The following is an 18613-nucleotide window of genomic DNA, read 5'->3' as shown; positions in this document are numbered from 1 at the left end:
AGTGGGCGGCCCCTTCGGCCGTTCGGAGCCGTGCGGCAGGATCAGCCGCCGAGGCCCGGAAGCATGCCGGTGAGCCCGCCGATCGGGGTCTTGTCGAGGCCCGGAACGCTCGGCACACCGGCCCGGTTGGCGGTGGCCGGAGCGGCGGCCTGGCCCGCGCTGGGCGCGAGGGTGCCGAGGGTGCCGCTGACCTTGTCGGCGACCGGCAGCTTGCCCGCCGCGTCGGTGACGGCGCCGGTGGCCGCCGGGTTGGTCAGCAGGGAGGTCGGGAGCCCGAGGCCACCGGTGGCGGCCGCAGGGGCGGCGGACGCGGCGCCGGCGCCGACCGCGGCGATGGCGATGCCGAGCGCGGCGGTGCCGGCGGCCTTGAGAGTGGCCTGCTTCATCTGGTTAGTCCCCTTGGGTCCTCGTCGGTGGCCGACCCGCGCGACTGGCGCAACGGGGGCCCGTCCACCACAGCCGGTCAGCAATGACTGGCACACCGTAGTGATTGGATCGCACGAGGATCAACGGCGCTTCACCCACTCGAGGGAGTAGTCGGATGAACGCCAATTTCCTTGGCGGAAAAGGTCGTTCATCCGACCACCGAGCGACGACTCAGGCGCCGTTGCTGAACAGCCACTCGGCCTTGAGCTCGGCGTAGCCCGGCTTGATCACGTCGTTGATCATCGCGAGCCGCTCGTCGAACGGCAGGAACGCCGACTTCATCGCGTTCACGGTGAACCACTCCATGTCGCCCAGCGTGTAGCCGAAGGCCTCCACCAGGTGCTCGAACTCGCGGCTCATGCTGGTGCCGCTCATCAGCCGGTTGTCGGTGTTCACGGTGACCCGGAACTTCAGCCGGCTGAGCAGCCCGATCGGGTGCTCGGCGTACGAGGCGGCGGCGGCCGTCTGGAGGTTGGAGGTGGGGCACATCTCCAGCGGAATGCGCTTGTCGCGCACGTACGCGGCGAGGCGGCCCAGCTTGACGGTGCCGTCCTCCTCGACGGTGATGTCGTCGACGATCCGCACGCCGTGGCCGAGGCGGTCGGCGCCGCAGCACTGCAGGGCCTCCCAGATCGACGGCAGGCCGAAGGCCTCGCCCGCGTGGATGGTGAAGTGGTTGTTCTCGCCCTTGAGGTAGTCGAAGGCGGCCTGGTGGCGGGTGGGGGGATAACCCGCCTCGGCACCGGCGATGTCGAAGCCGACGACGCCGCCCTCGCGGTGGCGGTTGGCGAGCTCGGCGATCTCCTGCGAGCGGGCGGCGTGCCGCATCGCGGTGATCAGGGTGCCGATCCGGATCCGGTGGCCGGCCGCGCGGGCGTTGGCCTCGCCGAGGCGGAAGCCCTCCTGGACGGCCTCGACGACCTCGTCGAGGGTCAGGCCGCGCTCCAGGTGCTGCTCGGGGGCGTAGCGGACCTCGGCGTAGACGACGCCGTCGGCGGCGAGGTCCTCGGCGCAGTCGGCGGCGACCTTGATCAGTGCCTCACGGGTCTGCATCACGGCGCAGGTGTGGGCGAAGGTCTCCAGGTAGCGGACCAGCGAGCCGGAGTCCGCGGCCTCGCGGAACCACTCGCCGAGCTCCTTGGCGTCGGTGGTGGGGAGGCCCTCGTAGCCGACGGCGGCGGCCAGCTCGACCACGGTCTCGGGGCGCAGGCCGCCGTCGAGGTGGTCGTGCAGGAGCACCTTCGGGGCGCGGGCGATCTGGTCGGGGGTGGGAATCCGGGGGCCGGTGCCCGCGGTGGTGACGGGGATCTGCTTCTCCATTGCGGGAGTGTAGCTCCTACGCGCGTAGACAGGCCACCGTTCACAGGGCCGAATCGTCCAATGTCCACCGGGAATTCCACCGAACGGACGATTCGGGTCATCTGCCCGCAGGACACCCACCCGGACGGCCCGGCACCACCGCCCGACCACCCAGCGCCCACCGCCCGACCCGGCCGCCGCCCCGCCCCGCGCCCGCCCCGGCCCCCGCCCCGCTCAGTCGTGCGCCAGCAGCCGCCCGCGCCGCGACAGCACGAAGTCCCGGAACGCCGCCACCGGTGGGGTCACCGGCCGCCCCGGCGCCCAGGCCAGCCCGATCACCCGCCGGGTGCGCGGCGCCGTCACCTCCAGCTCCACCACCCCCGGCCGCGGCACCAGCGCCGGCGGCAGCAGCGCCACGCCCAGCCCGGCCGCGACCAGCCCGCGCAGGGTCTCCGTCTCCTCCCCCTCGAAGGCGAGCCGCGGCACGAACCCGGCCTCCGCGCAGAACCCGTCGGTGATCGCCCGCATCCCGTACCCGCGCTCCAGCCCGACGAACGGTTCCTCGGCCACCTCCGCCAGCCGGATCCGGCGCCGCCCGGCCAGCCGGTGGTCCGCCGGGACGGCCAGGTACAGCCGCTGCTCGTCCAGCCGGCGGGCCACCAGCGCCGGATCGTCGTCCGGCAGCGGCGAGACCAGGCAGAGGTCCAGCTCCCCCGCGCGCAGCCGGTCCAGCATCGCGCCCACGTAGTCCTGCACCAGCTGGAACCTGACCTGCGGGTACGCCCGCCGGAAGTCCCGCAGCAGGGCCGGCACGGTGTCCGTCCCCATGGTGTGCAGGAAGCCGAACGCCACCCGGCCGGTCTGCGGGTCGGCCTCCGCCCGCGCCGCCTCGGCGCCCCGCTCGATCTCGGCCAGTGCCCGCTCCACCGAGGCCAGCAGCAGCCGGCCCGCCCGGGTCAGCCGGACCGTGCGGCCCTGACGGGCCAGCAGGTCGACACCCAGTTCGGCCTCCAGCCGGGCCACCGCCCGGGACAGCGTGGGCTGCGGCACGCCCAGCAGCTCCGCCGCCCGCGTCACGTGCTCCAGCCGCGCTACGGCCGCGAACTGGGCGAGCCTCGGTGCCAGTTGGACGGCCGGGAGCCCGGGCCCCAGCTCCGCCGGAAGGGTCGGCTCGGTCACACCGGTCATCAGACTGCCCCGTCCCTCGTCCGTGAGCTGGACTCATGCGTCCAGGTATGGATTATTGCCCGATCATGCATTGGACGCATCAGTGCGGCGGTTCTACCTTCGACGTCATGCAGCCCTCCAGTACCGGGGCGTCCGTGGCCACCTCGGACGCCCTCGCCCGGCCGACCCCCCGCCCGGACGACCGCCACCGTCCGGACAGCCGACGCGCGGCCGACGGAATCCGCCCGGACGACCGCCACCGCCCCGGCCAGCGCTCCTTCCGCCGCGCCAACCTGGCCCTGTTCGCCGCCGGAATCGCGACCTTCGTCCTCCTCTACTCCACCCAGGGCCTGCTGCCGGTCCTCTCGGACGACCTCGGCCTCACCCCCGGGCAGGCCAGCTGGACGGCCTCCGTCGCCACCCTCGGTCTCGCCCTCGGCCTGCTCCCCGCGAGCGCGCTCTCCGACCGCTACGGCCGCACCGCCGTGATGACGGCCTCCACCCTGGCCGCCGCCGCCCTCGCCCTCGCCCTGCCGTTCGCTCCGGACCTCACCACCCTGGTCGTCCTGCGCGCCCTCCAGGGCGCCGCGCTCGCCGGACTGCCGGCCACCGCGATGGCCTACCTCGCCGAGGAGGTCCACCCCTCCGCGCTGGCCTCGGCGATGGGGCTGTACGTGGCGGGCAACAGCATCGGCGGCATGGGCGGACGGCTGGTCTCCGGCTGGGTCGCGGCCGGATTCGGCTGGCGCTGGGGGCTCGCGGCCTCCGCCGTCCTCGCCCTGCTGGCCGTGCTGGCGTTCCGGCTGCTGATCCCCGCCGCCCGGCACTTCACCCCGGCCCCGGTGGACCCCCGCGCCCTGGCCCGCACCGTCGGCCGCCACCTGCGCGACCCGCTGCTGCTGCGGCTGTACGCGCTGGGGCTGCTGTTCATGGCCGTCTTCGGCGCCGTCTACAACACGGTCGGCTACCGGCTGATCGCCGCGCCCTTCCACCTGCCGGAGTCCGTCGCCGCCTCGATCTTCGTGGTCTACCTGGTCGGCACCGCCACCTCGGCCGCGGCGGGACGCCTGGCCGGCCGGCTCGGCCGCCGCGGCGCGCTGTACGTCGCGATCGGCACCACCACGCTCGGGCTGCTGCTCTCCCTCGCCGACTCGCTGCTGCCGGCGCTGCTCGGACTGGTGCTGATCACCGCCGGCTTCTTCGCCGGGCACGCCACCGCCTCCTCGGCCGTCGGGCGCACCGCCACCGAGGGCCGCGCCCAGGCCTCCGCGCTCTATCTGATCGCCTACTACCTGGGCAACAGCCTCGGCGGCACGATCGGCGCCGACGCCTACCATGCGACCGGCTGGCCCGGCGCCGCCACCGTCGGTCTGACCGCGATGGCCCTGGCCGCGGGCGTCACCCTCTACGCCACCCACCGGGCCCACGCCGGCGCCCGGACAGCCCTCCGCGCGGCCCGCTGAACGGTGCCGCGGCTGATACCTGACACTCGCTGTCAGGTATCCGCCGTAGTTTCGGCCGCGTCCCGACCGGCACAGCGCGAGCAGAGGAACCACCATGGCCACGTTCGTCCTCATCCCCGGTGTCCTGCACGGCGGTTGGTGGTACCGGCCGATCACCGAGGGCCTGCGGGCCGCCGGACACGAGGTCCACCCGGTGACGCTGACCGGGGTGAGCGAGCGCGGCCACCTCAACACCCTGGCCGTCGACCTGGAGACGCACATCCAGGACGTGCTCGGCCTGCTGGAGGCCGAGCGGATCACCGACGCCGTCCTCGTCCCGCACAGCTACGGCGGCATGGTCGCCTCCGGCGTCGCCGACCGGGCCCCGGAGCGGATCGCCGGGCTGGTGTACGCGGACGCGTTCGTGCCGCGCGACGGCGAGTCCGCGTACGACATCGTCAACGACGTCTGGAAGCGGCGCTACCTGGCCGGCGCCGCGGCGGGCGGCGGGCGCACCCTGGTCGGCCTGAACCCGGCCCTGGACCCGCGCGCCACGGTGCACCCGCTGGCGACCCTGCTCCAGCCGGTCCGGCTCTCCGGCGCCGCCGACGCCCTGGACGTCCCCCGGGTCTACCTGCACGCGGAGCGCTTCGAGGACACCCCGTTCCTCGACACCGTCGACCGTCTGCGCAACGACCCGGCCTGGACCGTCCACACCCTCCTGGTCGGCCACGACCTGGTCCGCGAGGCCCCGGAGGAGTTCCTGGAGTTCGCCCTCACCGCCGCCCCCGAGAAGGTCTCGCGTCGACCCGGGAACCTGTGACGCCGTCCTGAGGCCCGGCTCCCCCGCGGGAGGGAGCCGGGCCTCAGGCGTTCTTCGGTTCTCCGGCCCGCTGTTACTGGTTGCGGTAGTAGCCGAAGAGGTCGGCGATCACGTCGGTGGTGCCGGCGTGGTTGGCGAGCTCGAACGTGCCCTCGGGGCTGACCGGGACGGTGGCGTGGTTGGAGACGTCCGTCCCGGGGGTGGCGTTGAGGTTGCTGGTGTCGGGCTTGGCCGTCCCGGTGGCCCACGCGGTGAGGTGGGTGGCACCGAGGGTGCCGGTCGCGGTCAGGTTGACCACCGCGGCGCTCGCGCCGGTGGGCACGCGCCAGACCCGCTGGCTGGTGAACGGCGCGAAGGTGACGTTGCCCCGCGAGTCCAGCAGGCGGGTCGGGGTGACCGGGGTGAACAGGCCCTTGCCGTCCGGGCTGTAGTAGCCGGAGACGTCCACCACGAGGTGGGAGCTCTCGGCGTTGGTGAACAGCTCGACGCTGCCGTCGGCGCCGAGCGGGACGACGACCTGGTTGGCGATGTTCCGGCCGGGGGCGGTGTTGAGGTTGGAGCCGGCCGCGGGGCGGGCCGTGCCGCCGGGGTAGACGGCGACGAAGCCGGCCGAGGCGGACTCGGTGGCGGTGACGTTGAGCACCGCGGAGGTGGCGCCCGCCGGGACGCCGCCGGTGCCGGCGATCTGGAGGCGTCGGGGGGTGCCGCCGGCCAGCGGGGTGGCGTCGGAGCGGGTGTCGAGCAGCCGGGCCGGGGCGAGGGAGGTGAAGCGGTCCGGGGCGGCGGCCGTGAAGTAGCCGAGGACGTCGGCGACGGCGTGCACGGTGCCCGAGTTGTTGCGCACCACGACCTTGCCGTCCGGGCCGATCGGGACGGTCACCAGGTTGGCGACGTCCTGGCCGGGGCCGAAGTTCACGTTCGAGGTGGTCGGCCGGGCGGCGGCGGACGGGTAGACGTCCAGGTGGCTGTCGGCGGTGCCCTCGGTCGCGGTCAGGTTGAGCACGACGGCGGTGGCACCCGCGGGCACCAGGGTGGCGGAGCCGGGCTTGCGGACGTCCAGGTCGATGGTCTCGCCGGCGCCGAGCCGCGGGTAGCGGCTGCCGGCCTCACGGGTGTCCAGGACACGGGTCGGCGCGATCGCGGTGTAGCCGGCCGGGGTGTAGGCGACGCTGAACCACTTCTGGCGCGTCAGGGTGGCACCGAGCTCGTCGGTGGCCGTGAGCTTCACCGTGTAGTCGCCGGGCTTGGCGTACACGTGGCGCTCGACGGGGCGGTCGGGCCCGGAGGCCGTGGTGCCGTCGCCGAAGTCGTAGGAGTAGTCGGCGATCCGCGTCGGCATGACGGGGTTGGCGTCGATCCGGACGGCCAGCGGGTCGGAGTCGCTCTCCGGGGTCACCGTGAGGTCGGCCTTGAAGGAGCCGACGACCTCGTAGGCGCCGCGGTCGCGGAACGCCCCGCTCGGGCCGGCGTCGGGGGCGCCGGGGTGGTCGATCGGGCGGTGGCCGAACAGGTCGACGGCCGGGGTTCCGGGCACGTCGGGACCGGCGGAGTCGACCACGATGCCGGGCTGCCAGGTGTCGAGCAGGGCCGTCGGCACCGAGAACGGGAACTGGTCGAAGTCGAAGCTCATCGAGTACGGGTTCAGGTCGTGGGCGCCCTGGCCGGTCGCGGCCTTCAGCTGCGGGGCATCCAGGTAGTCGGTGCCGCCCCACTTGTAGACCGGGGTATAACCGGGAGAGGGCGACTCGACGGTGTTGTGGTCGAGGACGGTGCCCTCGGTCGAGCCGGCCGAGACCTGGACGACGGACATGTCGGCGACGTTGTTGGTGATCGTCGCGTGGTGGGACGCGCCGGCCAGGTCGATCGCGGTCGACACGCTCCACTGGTAGCGCACGGTGTTGTGGGTGATGACCGTGTTCGGCGCGTCGGTCACCGACACGGCCGACCCGAAGGTGGAGCTGAAGTCGTTGCCGGCGATCACCGTCCCGGTCGCACCCGGACCGACCTTCACGCCGCCGTGGGGCAGGCTGACGAGCGAGCGCTCGACCCGGACGCCGTCGCTGGCACCGGTGATGCTCACGGCGGGCCGGAAGATGCCGCCGTTCGGCTGCTGGATCCAGTTGCCGGAGAGCTCGACCCGGCTGACGGCGTCGAGTTCGAAGTGGGTCAGGTTGAAGCCGGAGAACACGATGTCGTGCCGGCCGGACATCTTCACCGGCTGCTTCTGCGCACTGCTGATGACCGGGAAGGACTTCCGCTCGAGGAGACTGCCGCCCCCGCGGAAGGTGATCGGCCTGCCGGGCTCGCCGGAGCGCTTGACGACCAGGTCCTCGGCGTAGGTGCCCGGGGCGACCTCCACGGTCTGGCCCGGCAGCGCCTGGTCGGCGGCGGCCTGGACGGTGCAGAACGGCTGGGCCCGGGTGCCCGGACCGCTGTTCGTGCAGGCGCCGTCGGAGCCCTGGACGTACAGGACGGCGGCCGGTTCGGCCGCCGTCGCGGGCAGCGGCAGGCCCACCACGACGGAGACCACGGCGGCGCTCAGACCGGCCGTGTGACGGATGCGCACGGTGTACTTCTCCCCCAAGAATCGTCAAAGCCGCGACACTCGCGGCCGTTCCCGACCCGGGTGGGCCGTGCCCGACCCGATGGAGTGTCTGCGGAGCATTGGTGAGAATTATGGGGGTGGGGTCGGACGTCTCCGACCGTGGGGTGCGGTTGACCCGGGCGGCCGCCCGGGACGGGCGCGGCTGTCGTCGGCCGTCACTAGACTCCGGAACATGAGCATCGATCCTGCCGTGTACGCCCGGTTGCGCGAGATCGCCGATCAGCTGCCGCAGATTCCCGGGATAGGGAAGATCGAGATCGCGGACGGCGAGATCGTCATGATGATGTCGCCGGTGAAGCGCCACGAGCTCGCCGTCGTCCGCATCGCCCAGCAGCTGAACGCCCAGCTTCCGCAGACGCATCCGGGCTACATCGCTCACGGCGGCGCGGACCTGGAGGACGCCGGGATGGGCAAGCTGCGGAATCCCGACCTGATGGTGTTCCCCCTCACGGCCCTCGACGACGAGCAGCCCGCACTCCTCCCCCACGAGGTGCTGCTGGTCGTGGAGATCGTCTCGAAGTCCAATCCCGAGAACGACTACCGCAACAAGGTCCGCGACTACGCGGCCATGGGCATCCCGCTCTACCTGCTGGTCGACCCCCGCAAGGGCACCGGCATCGTTCACGACGAGCCCGGCTGGACCTCGCGCAAGGAGTTCGCCTTCGGTGACACGATCACCGTGGGCCCGTGGACACTCGACACCGGGGTCCTGCGCACGTACGCCTGAGCGGCGTACGTGCGCAGGGAACGGCATCAGGCGATCCGGTCCAGCACGATCGGGTTCGGGGTGAACGCGGTACCGGCCGGGGAGACCTCGATGCCACCGGCGAGGGCCTCGATCGCGTACTCGAAGCGCTCCGGGGTGTCGGTGTGCAGGGTCAGCAGCGGCTGGCCGGCCACCACGGTGTCGCCCGGCTTGGCGTGCATCTCGACGCCGGCGCCGGCCTGCACCGGGTCCTCCTTGCGGGCGCGGCCGGCACCGAGGCGCCAGGCGCTGACACCCACGGCGTAGGCGTCCAGGGTGGTGAGCACACCGGAGGCCGGGGCCGGGATCACGTGCTGCTCGCGGGCGACCGGCAGCGGGGCGTCCACGTCGCCGCCCTGGGCGGCGATCATGCGGCGCCAGTGGTCCATCGCGGAGCCGTCCCGCAGCGCGTCGGCCGGGTCCTTGCCGTGCACGCCCGCGGCGGCGAGCATCTCGCGGGCCAGTGCCAGGGTCAGTTCGACGACGTCGGCGGGGCCGCCGCCGGCCAGCACCTCGACCGACTCGCGGACCTCCAGCGCGTTGCCCGCGGTGAGGCCGAGCGGCGTCGACATGTCGGTGAGCAGGGCCACCGTGTTGACGCCGGCGGTGGTGCCGAGGCCGACCATGGTGCGGGCCAGCTCGCGGGCGTCGTCGAGGTTCTTCATGAACGCGCCGGAGCCGACCTTGACGTCCAGGACGAGCGCGCCGGTGCCCTCGGCGATCTTCTTGGACATGATCGAGGAGGCGATCAACGGGATCGCCTCGACGGTGCCGGTGACGTCGCGCAGGGCGTACAGCTTCTTGTCCGCCGGGGCGAGGCCGTCGCCGGCCGCGCAGATGACCGCGCCGGTGTCCCGCAGCACCTGGAGCATCTCCTCGTTGGAGAGCAGGGCGCGCCAGCCGGGGATGGACTCCAGCTTGTCGAGGGTGCCGCCGGTGTGGCCGAGGCCGCGGCCGGACAGCTGCGGCACCGCGGCGCCGCAGGCGGCGACCAGCGGGGCGAGCGGCAGGGTGATCTTGTCGCCGACGCCGCCGGTGGAGTGCTTGTCACTGGTGGGCTGCGCCAGCGAGGAGAAGTCCATCCGGACGCCGGAGCGGATCATCGCGTCCGTCCAGCGGCTGATCTCGCCCGGGTTCATGCCGTTCAGCAGGATGGCCATGGCCAGCGCGGACATCTGCTCGTCGGCGACCTCCCCGCGGGTGTAGGCGTCGATGACCCAGTCGATCTGAGCATCGCTCAGCTCTCCGCGGTCGCGCTTGGTCCTGATGACGGAGATGGCGTCCATGGATGCTCCATTGCTCCAAGAGAGGTTCAACAAGAGGGGTTCAAGAAGGGAGATTCACGATGCGGGGTTCGACCGGCGGCGTTCGGGACGCGGGGCGGAAAAGGCGAAGAGTGTCGCGAGTCGACCCGGAAGGGCCCCACTCGCGACACTCTACGCGCGTAACAAACGGCAAGGCCAGAGCCGCGCCTACAGGCGCTCCGGCCCGAACGCGTCGGGCAGGACCTCACTCATCGGCCGCACCCCGGAGGGCAGCTCGACCAGCAGGTCCGGACCGCCGTGCTCGAACAGCAGCTGGCGGCAGCGGCCGCACGGCATCAGCAGTTCGCCCGCCCCGTCCACACAGGTGAACGCGGTCAGCCGGCCGCCGCCGGTCGCGTGCAGCATGGAGACCAGACCGCACTCGGCGCACAGCGCCAGACCGTACGAGGCGTTCTCCACGTTGCAGCCGGTGACCGTCCGGCCGTCGTCCACCAGGGCGGCGGCGCCGACCGGGAACTTGCTGTACGGCGCGTACGCGTGGCTCATCGCCTCGCGCGCCGCCGCCCGCAGCGCGTCCCAGTCGACCGCCGCGGCCGCTCCGGCCGCCTCGGCCGCGGGCGTCACTTGCCCTGGCCCTTGCGGTAGATCTGACCGTCCGCCTTCGGCGGGCGCAGCCGCTGGGAGGCCAGCGCGAGCACCACCAGGGTGATCACGTACGGCGTGGCGACGATCAGCGGACGCTGCACCTCGTCGGTGGTGAAGTACCAGGCGAACAGGCCGCCGGAGACCACCGCGGTGATCACGGCCGCGGTGTGCTTGCGGCGGTACAGGTGCCAGGCCGCCAGCAGCGCCATCGCGATGGCGACCACCAGGATCAGCGCGTGCACCGACTCGGGGTCGCGCAGCTGGAGGCTGTCGGTGAAGCCGAACAGGCCGGCGCCCATGGCGAGGCCGCCGGGCATCCAGTTGCCGAAGATCATCGCCGCAAGGCCGATGAAGCCGCGGCCGTTGGTCTGGCCGTCCTTGTAGAAGTGCGCCGCGACCAGCGAGAGGTACGAGCCGGCGAGGCCCGCGAAGGCGCCGGACATGATGACCGCGAGGTACTTGTACTTGTAGACGTTGACGCCCAGCGACTCGGCCGCGGTCGGGTTCTCGCCGCAGGAGCGCAGCCGCAGACCGAACACCGTGCGCCAGAGGGCGAAGTAGCTCGCCACGATCAGCGCGCCGGCCAGCAGCACGACCACCGAGATGTTGGTGACCAGGCCGCCGAGCACACCGGCGACGTCGGAGACCACGAACCAGTGGTGCGCCTCGATGTCCTTCAGCCCCGAGGAGAGGCCGGGGACGGTGATGTACGGCAGCGGATCGGCCGGCGGGGACTGGTTCGCGCCGGCGCCGACGGAGATGTAGTCCTTGTAGTAGATCCGGTTGACGTAGGCGCAGATGCCGGGGATCAGCAGGTTGACGCCGACGCCGGACACGATGTGGTCGACGCCGAAGGTCACCGTGATGACGGCGTGCAGCAGGCCGCCCAGCGCACCGCCGAGCATGCCGGCCACCAGGCCGAACCACGGGTTGACCAGGTAGCCGCCCCAGGCGCCGCAGAAGGTGCCGGCGACCATCATGCCTTCGAGGCCGATGTTGACCACGCCGGCCCGCTCGGACCAGAGACCGCCCAGACCGGCCATGCCGATCGGCACGGCGGCGCTGAGCGCGGCGGTGACCTGACCGGAGGAGGTCAGCGAGTGGTTGCCGGTGATGACGCCGACGACCGAGAAGAGGACCAGGGCGCCCGCGATCAGCAGCAGCACCACCGGCCAGGACATCTTGCGCTTCTTGGCGGGAGCACCCGGCGCCTTGGCGCGGGCAGCGGTGGCCGTGCTCATGCGGACACCTCCTTCTTCTCGGCGGCCGCGGCGGCCTGGGCGGCGAGCTCGGCGCCGACCTTCTGCTGCTGGCGCTTGAGGCCGTAGCGGCGCACCAGCTCGTAGGCGACGACGACACAGATGACGATGGTGCCCTGCATGACCGGGACGATCTCGAACGGGAAGCCGCCGTTCTGCGGCAGCGGCAGCTGCGAGCCGGTCGCGTCCAGGAACGCGAACAGCACCGCCGCGAAGGCCATGCCGATCGGGCTGTTGCGGCCGAGCAGGGCGACCGAGATGCCCAGGAAGCCGAGGCCGGCCTGGAAGCTCTGGCCGAAGTTGTAGGAGTTCTGCAGCAGCTCGGGCAGGCCGATCAGGCCGGCCAGCGCGCCGGAGACCACCATCGAGACGACGACCATGCGCTTGACGTTCACGCCGGACGCGGTGGCCGCGGTCTCCGAGCGGCCGGTGGCGCGCAGGTCGAAGCCGAAGCGGGTGCGGGTCAGGGTGAACTGGAAGGCGACGCCGACCAGGATCGCGATGAAGAGGAAGCCGTAGAGCGGGCCGCCGTCGGTGTTGATCGCGAAGAAGTGGCTGGACTCCGAGACCGGGGCGGTCTGGATCGAGTTGCTGGTGCCGCTCTTCTGCGGCGCGAAGATGCCGGGGACGAGCAATAGGCCGACGATGGCCACCGCGATGGCGTTCAGCATGATGCTCGAGATGACCTCGCTGACGCCGCGGAAGACCTTCAGCAGACCGGCGATGCTCGCGTACAGACCGCCGACCAGCATGGCGGTGATCAGCAGCAGCGGGATCTGGATGAACGACGGCAGGTCGAGCTGGCTGCCGACGTAGGCCGTGAACAGAGCGGCGACCTTGTACTGACCCTCGACACCGATGTTGAAGAGGTTCATCCGGAAGCCGAAGGCGGCGGCCGCGGCGGCCAGGTAGTACGTGGTGGACCGGTTGAGGATGGCCACCTGGCCGTCCGACTTGGTCGCGTACGTGATCATCACGTTCCAGGCGTCGAACGGGTTCTTGCCCGAGGTCGCCAGCAGGACGGAACAGATCACGACGGACAGCAGCACGGCGAGCACCGGCGCTGCGAGGGCGAGGACGATCTTCTCGCCGTCGAACCGCTTCGCCCGCGCGGGCTGGGCGGCGGGGTTGGGACTGGTCATGTGGCTACTCCCCCGCCTGCTGGTCGTCGGCGGTGTCGGTGGGGGCGGTGTCGGTGGGGGCCGCGGACTGCGCGGCCTCGGTGCCCTCGGCCGCCAGGGCGCGTGCTGCGGCGACCGCCTCCGGCGAGGACTTGATGTGATCCTGGGTGGCGGCACCGGTCATCGCGGTGCCGAGGTCCTCGGCGGTCACGGTGGCCGGGTCGGCGTCGGCGACCAGCCGGCCGCGGTAGATCACCTGGATGGTGTCGGAGAGGCCGATCAGCTCGTCCAGGTCGGCCGAGATCAGCAGCACGGCGAGGCCGGCCCGCTGGGCGACCCGGATGTGCTCCCAGATCTGCGCCTGGGCGCCGACGTCCACACCGCGGGTGGGGTGGGCGGCGATGAGCAGCTTGGGCTGGTGGCTCATCTCGCGGCCGATGATCAGCTTCTGCTGGTTGCCGCCGGAGAGGGAGGCCGCGGTGACCTCGATGCCGGGGGTGCGGACGTCGTACTCCTCGACGATCCGCTGGGTGTCCTTGCGGGCGGCGGCCGGGTCGAGCAGCACGCCCTTGGAGTTGGGCCGCTCGGTGACGTGGCCGAGGATCCGGTTCTCCCAGAGCGGGGCCTCCAGCAGCAGGCCGTGCCGGTGGCGGTCCTCGGGGATGTAGCCGATGCCGGCCTCGCGGCGGGCCCGGGTGAGGGTGCCGGAGAGGTCCTTGCCGTCCAGGGTGACGCTGCCGCCGTCCAGCGGGAGCATCCCCATCACGGCCTCGACCAGTTCGGCCTGGCCGTTGCCCTCGACACCGGCGATGCCGAGGATCTCGCCCTTGTGGATGCGCAGCGAGATGTCGTCCAGGACGACGCGCTCGATGCCCTCGGCGTCGGTCTTGGCGATCCGCAGGCCCTCGACGCGCAGCATCTCGTCGGTGGTGACGGTGGACTCGCGGCTCTCCGGGGAGGGCAGCTCGGCGCCGACCATCAGCTCGGCGAGCTGGCGGGCGGTGACGCTCCTCGGGTCCGCGTCGCCGACGGTGGTGCCGCGGCGGATGACGCTGATCGCGTCGGCCACCGAGAGCACCTCGTGCAGCTTGTGCGAGATGAAGATGACGGTGACGCCCTCGGCCTTCAGCTCCCGCAGGTTGTCGAACAGGGCGTCGACCTCCTGCGGGACGAGCACCGCGGTGGGCTCGTCGAGGATCAGGATCTTGGCGCCGCGGTAGAGCACCTTGAGGATCTCGACCCGCTGGCGGTCGGCCACGCCGAGGTCCTCGACCAGGGCGTCCGGGCGCACGCCCAGGCCGTACTGGTCGGAGATCTCCTTGATCTTCGCCTTGGCCTTGCCGCCGATGCCGTAGAGGTGCTCGCCGCCGAGGACGACGTTCTCCCACACGGTGAGGTTGTCGGCGAGCATGAAGTGCTGGTGCACCATGCCGATGCCACGCGCGATGGCCTCGCCGGGGGTGTTGAACTCGCACTGCTCGCCGTTGATCGCGATGGTGCCCTCGTCCGGCTTCTGCATGCCGTAGAGGATCTTCATCAGCGTCGACTTGCCGGCGCCGTTCTCGCCCATGAGGGCGTGCACGGTGCCGGTGCGGACGGTGAGGTTGATGTCGTGGTTGGCCACGACGCCGGGGAAGCGCTTGGTGATGCCGCGCAGTTCGACGGCCGGTGTCGCCGTCCCCGCGCTGGGGTTACCGCCCGTGGTCGGGGCGGGGTCGGATGCGGTGATGGCGGTCTCCTGGTGGTCTGGAGGCGCGTCGTTGCGCTGGAGGGCCAAAAGCGGAAGAGCCTGGGGGGAAAGGCTTCGGGGACGGGACGGGGCCCGGGGGTACGCACTGAGCGCACCCTTCCGGGCCCCTCCCTGAAGTTGCGTCCATCATCGCGCTGCCGGGCAGGCGGCAGCGGCAACGACGTCCGGTCGAACCGTGGGCCTTACAGCTTGGACGGGTCGGTCGGGACGGTGGTGGCGCCGTTCTTGATGGCCGTGGAGGCCTCGTCGAGCTTGCTCTTGATGTCGTCGATCTTGCCGCCGGTGGTGGCGAGCGAGACACCGTCGGCCTTGAGGTCGAAGTTCTTCACACCGGTGAAGACCTGGCCCTTCTTGGCGGACTCGATGTAGGCGAAAACGGCCTTGTCGACGTTCTTGACCATCGAGGTCAGGATGCTGTTCTTGTACTTCGCCAGGGCGGGCTGGGCGGCCTGGTCGGAGTCGACACCGATGGCCAGGGCGCCGGCGCCGGCGGCGGCCTCGATGGCACCGTTGCCGGAGGAGCCGGCGGCGGTGTAGATGACGTCGGCCTTCTTGTCGAGCTGGCCCTGCGCGGCTTCCTTGCCCTTGTCGGGGGCGGCGAAGCCGGAGAAGTCCGGCGGGGTGGTCAGGTAGGTGACCTCGACCGGGATGCTCGGGTCGACGGACTTGACGCCCGCGCGGTAACCGGCCTCGAACTTCTTGATCAGCTCGGTCTGCACACCGCCGATGAAGCCCACGTGCTTGGTCTTCGTCTTGAGGGCGGCGGCGACACCGGCGAGGTAGGAGCCCTCCTGCTCGGAGAACGTCAGCGAGGTGACGTTGCTCGGCTGGGTGTCGGACGCCGAGTCGATGATCGCGAACTTGGTGTTCGGGTTCTCCTTGGCGACCTTCTCGACGGCGGCCTGGTAGACGAAGCCGACCGCGATGACCGGGTTGTAACCGGCGGTCACCAGGTTCTTGAGACGGGTCTCCTTGTCGGCCTCGGCCTCGCCGGTCTTGGCGTCGGCCTCGGTGACGGCGACACCGAGCTGGGACTTGGCCTGGTCGAGACCGCGCGCGGCGGAGTCGTTGAAGGACTGGTCGCCACGGCCGCCGATGTCGTAGGCCATACCGACCTTCAGCGCACCGTCGGAGGCACCGGAGGAGGCGGAAGTGTCATTGCTCTTTGCGCCGCAAGCGGCGAGCGAGGCGATGCCCAGGGAACCCGAGAGCACAACCGCAGCGAGCTTAGTAGAACGGCGCAAGGGAATATCTCCTTCTCACACGCACCCGTTTAGCGTGGTCGGACGCCACCGTAACGCGCGTAGAACACGGTTGTGTTACGGGCCGCCGGAGCATTCGGGTTGTTACCAAACCGTGGTCTCACGGTCCACCCGACACTCCTTTCCCCTTCACTGAGGGTGATTGGAACTGGCCCAGCCCAGTGTACGTAACCCGAAATAAAGGGAGTATTGCGACAAACCGGACACCCTGGGTGGGTGTCCGGTTCAGGTCGGTACGAGGGAGTGTGTCAGGGCGTCCCGGGCCCCGTGCGGTCAGGGCGTCCCGGGTTCCAGTGCCAGCGCGGCGAACAGCTCGACCCCGACCGCGATCGCCCGCTCGTCCACGTCGAAGCGGCCCTGGTGCAGGTCCCGGACGGCCGTGTCGCCGGGCGGGCGGACGCCCAGCCGGGCCAGTGCGCCGGGGGCGTGCTCGAGGTACCAGGAGAAGTCCTCCCCGCCGAGCGACTGCTCGGTGTCCTCCACCACGGTCGCCCCGGGCCCGCCGAAGCGCGCGGTCATCGCGGCGTCCAGCAGGGCGACCGAGCCGGCCTCGTTGACCACCGGCGGCACGCCCCGGTGGTAGTCCAGCGTCCACTTGGCGCGGTGGGTCTCGGCGAGCCGGGCGATCAGCTCGTGCAGCAGGTCCGGCGCCTGCCGCCAGCCTTCCAGCTCCAGGCAGCGGACGGTGCCCTCGAGTTCGGCGTGCTGCGGGATGACATTGGGCGCGGAGCCGGCGGCGATCCGGCCCCAGACCAGCGAGACGCCCCAGCGCGGGTCCATCCGGCGGGCCAGCGCGGCCGGCAGCTCGGCGGCGGTCCTGGCGATCGCGGTGACCAGATCGGTGGTCAGGTGCGGCCGGGCGGTGTGGCCGCCGGGGCCGTCCAGGTGCAGGACCAGCCGGTCGCAGGCCGAGGTGATCGCCCCCACCCGCAGGCCGATCCGGCCCGCCTCCACCTTGGGGTCGCAGTGCACGGCGAAGATCCGGCCGACGCCCTCCATGCCGCCGGCCGCGATCACGTCCAGGGCGCCGCCGGGCATGACCTCCTCGGCGGGCTGGAACACCAGCCGGACCGGGCGGCGGAGTTCCCCGGTCCGGGCCGCCTCGGCGAGCACCAGCGCGGTGCCGAGCAGCACCGAGGTGTGCACGTCGTGACCGCAGGCATGGGCCCGGCCGGGGACGCTCGACCGGTAGGGCACCTCGGTCTTGGCGTCGTCGATCGGCAGGGCGTCGATGTCGGCGCGGAAGGCGAGGAACTCGGCCCCGCGCGGGGCGGACCCGGGAACGATGTCGACGAGCATTCCGGTGCCGCCCGGGAGGATCCGGGGGGCGAGGCCGGCCGCGACCAGACGGTCGCGCAGCCGGCCGGTGGTACGGAACTCCTGGCGGCCCAGCTCCGGGTGCCGGTGCAGGTCCCGCCGGAAGGCGATCAGCTCGGGCTCCAGCTCGCGTACCCGGTCACGGAGACCGGCGGCGGGGCGTGCAGCGGTGAGGGTGACGGCCGACTGGGCGGACTCACGACGGTTCATCTCAACAAGGGTAGGCCCGTTGGGGGGATTTGGCCCGACTTCCGGAAAATCACTGCCCGGATGGGCGCATACCGGCCGCGCCGGTGGGTATGACATCTTGTTTCAGCCGCCTTCCCCATGGTGCCTGCCCAGTGCAACGACCGTCGGCGGCGGCGGTAACGCCGCTCCCGGCCGGACGGTTCGCGGACGCTCCGGGCGGCGGCGCCCGGCTCCGGACAGTTCGAATCCTGGCTCAAAAGCGTTCGACCCGGCCCCCGGTGGCCCGCGCCCCTCGTCCCGGCCCCCACCACCCGCGCGGACGCCTCGTCCCGGTCCCCGGCACACCCGTGCGGACGCCCCCGCCCCGGCCCCCTCCACCCGTGCGGACGCCCCCGCCCCGGCCCCCTCCACCCGCGCGGACGCCCCCGTCCCGGCCACTTCCACCCGCGCGGACGCCCCCGTCCCGCTCCCGGCGGCCCGCGCCCGCGCCCCCCGCCGGCGCTCTTGAGATGATCGGCCGAACCGACCGGAGCTATCCCAGGAGTGGCAATGACCGAGCAGAAGGTGGCCGTCGTCACCGGTGCGAGCAGCGGGATCGGCGCGGCGACCGCCCGCCGGCTCGCCGCCGAGGGCTTCGAGGTGGTGCTGACCGCCCGCCGGACCGACCGGATCGAGGCGCTGGCCAAGGAGATCGGGGGCCGCGCCCACACCCTGGACGTCACCGACCGGGCTGCCGTGGACGCCTTCGCGGCCGGGCTCGGCCGGGTGGACGTCCTGGTGAACAACGCCGGCGGCGCGATCGGCGCGGAGAGCGTGGAGCACGGCGACCCGGCCGACTGGCTCGCCATGTACCAGGTCAACGTGCTCGGCGTGCTGCACATGACCCAGGCGCTGCTGCCGGCCCTGCGGGCGAGCGGCGACGGCACGGTGCTGGTCATGTCGTCCACCGCCGCGCTGGCCGCGTACGAGGGCGGCGGCGGCTACGTCGCGGCCAAGCACGCCGCGCACACCATCGCCGCGACGCTGCGGCTGGAGCTGTGCGGGGAGCCGATCCGGGTGATCGAGATCGCCCCGGGCATGGTGAAGTCCGAGGGCTTCGCGGTGACCCGCTTCCGCGGCGACGAACAGAAGGCGGCCGCCGTGTACGCCGGTGTCGCCGAGCCCCTCGACTCCGAGGACATCGCCGACACCGTCGCCTGGGCGGTCACCCGGCCCCCGCACGTCAACATCGACCTGCTGGTGGTCCGCCCCCGCGCCCAGGCCGCCAACCACAAGGTGCACCGCGAGCTCTGACCCGG

Annotated in this window: 15 protein-coding genes; 4 read left to right on the top strand and 11 right to left on the bottom strand. The window is 72.1% G+C overall.

The window, feature by feature from the left end:
* Window positions 1-41 precede the first annotated feature (41 nt).
* The 3 genes from BLU95_RS43360 to BLU95_RS23805 form a co-directional block, all read right to left on the bottom strand.
* Window positions 42-386 (bottom strand): ATP-binding protein, encoded by a 345-nt coding sequence (locus BLU95_RS43360; protein ID WP_197698615.1) that lies wholly within the window; start codon window positions 384-386, stop codon window positions 42-44.
* 211 nt (window positions 387-597) lie between these two features.
* Entirely contained in the window at window positions 598-1746 is a 1149-nt protein-coding gene (locus BLU95_RS23810) for an adenosine deaminase (RefSeq protein WP_093861794.1), read from the bottom strand.
* A 213-nt stretch (window positions 1747-1959) separates the two neighbouring features.
* Window positions 1960-2913, bottom strand: coding sequence for a LysR family transcriptional regulator (locus BLU95_RS23805; RefSeq protein WP_093861793.1), 954 nt, complete (start codon window positions 2911-2913; stop codon window positions 1960-1962).
* A gap of 107 nt (window positions 2914-3020) precedes the next feature.
* On the opposite strand from BLU95_RS23805, the gene BLU95_RS23800 reads away from it, so the two are divergent.
* Entirely contained in the window at window positions 3021-4355 is a 1335-nt protein-coding gene (locus BLU95_RS23800) for an MFS transporter (RefSeq protein WP_093861792.1), read from the top strand.
* A gap of 94 nt (window positions 4356-4449) precedes the next feature.
* The gene (locus BLU95_RS23795) at window positions 4450-5157 is read left to right on the top strand and encodes an alpha/beta fold hydrolase (RefSeq protein ID WP_093861791.1); all 708 of its coding nucleotides are present in this window, start codon (window positions 4450-4452) and stop codon (window positions 5155-5157) included.
* A 73-nt stretch (window positions 5158-5230) separates the two neighbouring features.
* Here the strand turns inward: BLU95_RS23795 and BLU95_RS45205 are convergent, their stop codons facing one another.
* The gene (locus BLU95_RS45205; protein WP_159424978.1) at window positions 5231-7723 is read right to left on the bottom strand and encodes a PKD domain-containing protein; all 2493 of its coding nucleotides are present in this window, start codon (window positions 7721-7723) and stop codon (window positions 5231-5233) included.
* A 211-nt stretch (window positions 7724-7934) separates the two neighbouring features.
* Here BLU95_RS45205 and BLU95_RS23785 point away from each other — a divergent pair, with 211 nt between their 5' ends.
* Window positions 7935-8489: a Uma2 family endonuclease gene (locus BLU95_RS23785; RefSeq protein ID WP_093861789.1), complete on the top strand. Its 555-nt coding sequence runs from the start codon at window positions 7935-7937 to the stop codon at window positions 8487-8489.
* 26 nt (window positions 8490-8515) lie between these two features.
* Here the strand turns inward: BLU95_RS23785 and BLU95_RS23780 are convergent, their stop codons facing one another.
* From BLU95_RS23780 to BLU95_RS23750, 7 genes are all read right to left on the bottom strand, one after another.
* Window positions 8516-9793: a thymidine phosphorylase gene (locus BLU95_RS23780; RefSeq protein WP_093861788.1), complete on the bottom strand. Its 1278-nt coding sequence runs from the start codon at window positions 9791-9793 to the stop codon at window positions 8516-8518.
* A 186-nt stretch (window positions 9794-9979) separates the two neighbouring features.
* Window positions 9980-10396 carry a cytidine deaminase gene (locus BLU95_RS44290; protein ID WP_286158576.1) on the bottom strand — a complete coding sequence of 139 codons (417 nt, stop codon included), beginning with the start codon at window positions 10394-10396 and terminating at the stop codon, window positions 9980-9982.
* On the bottom strand, window positions 10393-11658 hold the full coding sequence (locus BLU95_RS44285; RefSeq protein ID WP_093861787.1) for an ABC transporter permease: 1266 nt from the start codon (window positions 11656-11658) through the stop codon (window positions 10393-10395). The genes BLU95_RS44290 and BLU95_RS44285 overlap by 4 nt, the downstream gene beginning before the upstream one ends.
* Window positions 11655-12818 carry an ABC transporter permease gene (locus BLU95_RS23765; protein WP_093861786.1) on the bottom strand — a complete coding sequence of 388 codons (1164 nt, stop codon included), beginning with the start codon at window positions 12816-12818 and terminating at the stop codon, window positions 11655-11657. Before BLU95_RS23765 ends, BLU95_RS44285 begins: the two co-directional genes overlap by 4 nt.
* Before the next feature lie 4 nt (window positions 12819-12822).
* Window positions 12823-14367: an ABC transporter ATP-binding protein gene (locus tag BLU95_RS23760; RefSeq protein WP_231978829.1), complete on the bottom strand. Its 1545-nt coding sequence runs from the start codon at window positions 14365-14367 to the stop codon at window positions 12823-12825.
* A gap of 362 nt (window positions 14368-14729) precedes the next feature.
* Entirely contained in the window at window positions 14730-15791 is a 1062-nt protein-coding gene (locus BLU95_RS23755; RefSeq protein ID WP_093861785.1) for a BMP family lipoprotein, read from the bottom strand.
* A 291-nt stretch (window positions 15792-16082) separates the two neighbouring features.
* Window positions 16083-17336: an amidohydrolase gene (locus BLU95_RS23750; RefSeq protein WP_093861784.1), complete on the bottom strand. Its 1254-nt coding sequence runs from the start codon at window positions 17334-17336 to the stop codon at window positions 16083-16085.
* Window positions 17337-17864: 528 nt separating this feature from the next.
* On the opposite strand from BLU95_RS23750, the gene BLU95_RS23745 reads away from it, so the two are divergent.
* On the top strand, window positions 17865-18608 hold the full coding sequence (locus BLU95_RS23745) for an SDR family oxidoreductase (protein ID WP_093861783.1): 744 nt from the start codon (window positions 17865-17867) through the stop codon (window positions 18606-18608).
* Window positions 18609-18613 lie beyond the last annotated feature (5 nt).

Source organism: Streptomyces sp. TLI_053 (genome assembly GCF_900105395.1).
GTDB lineage: Bacteria > Actinomycetota > Actinomycetes > Streptomycetales > Streptomycetaceae > Kitasatospora.
The sequence above is the reverse complement of the archived record's forward strand: the minus strand, read 5'-3'. Positions and strand labels throughout refer to the sequence as shown.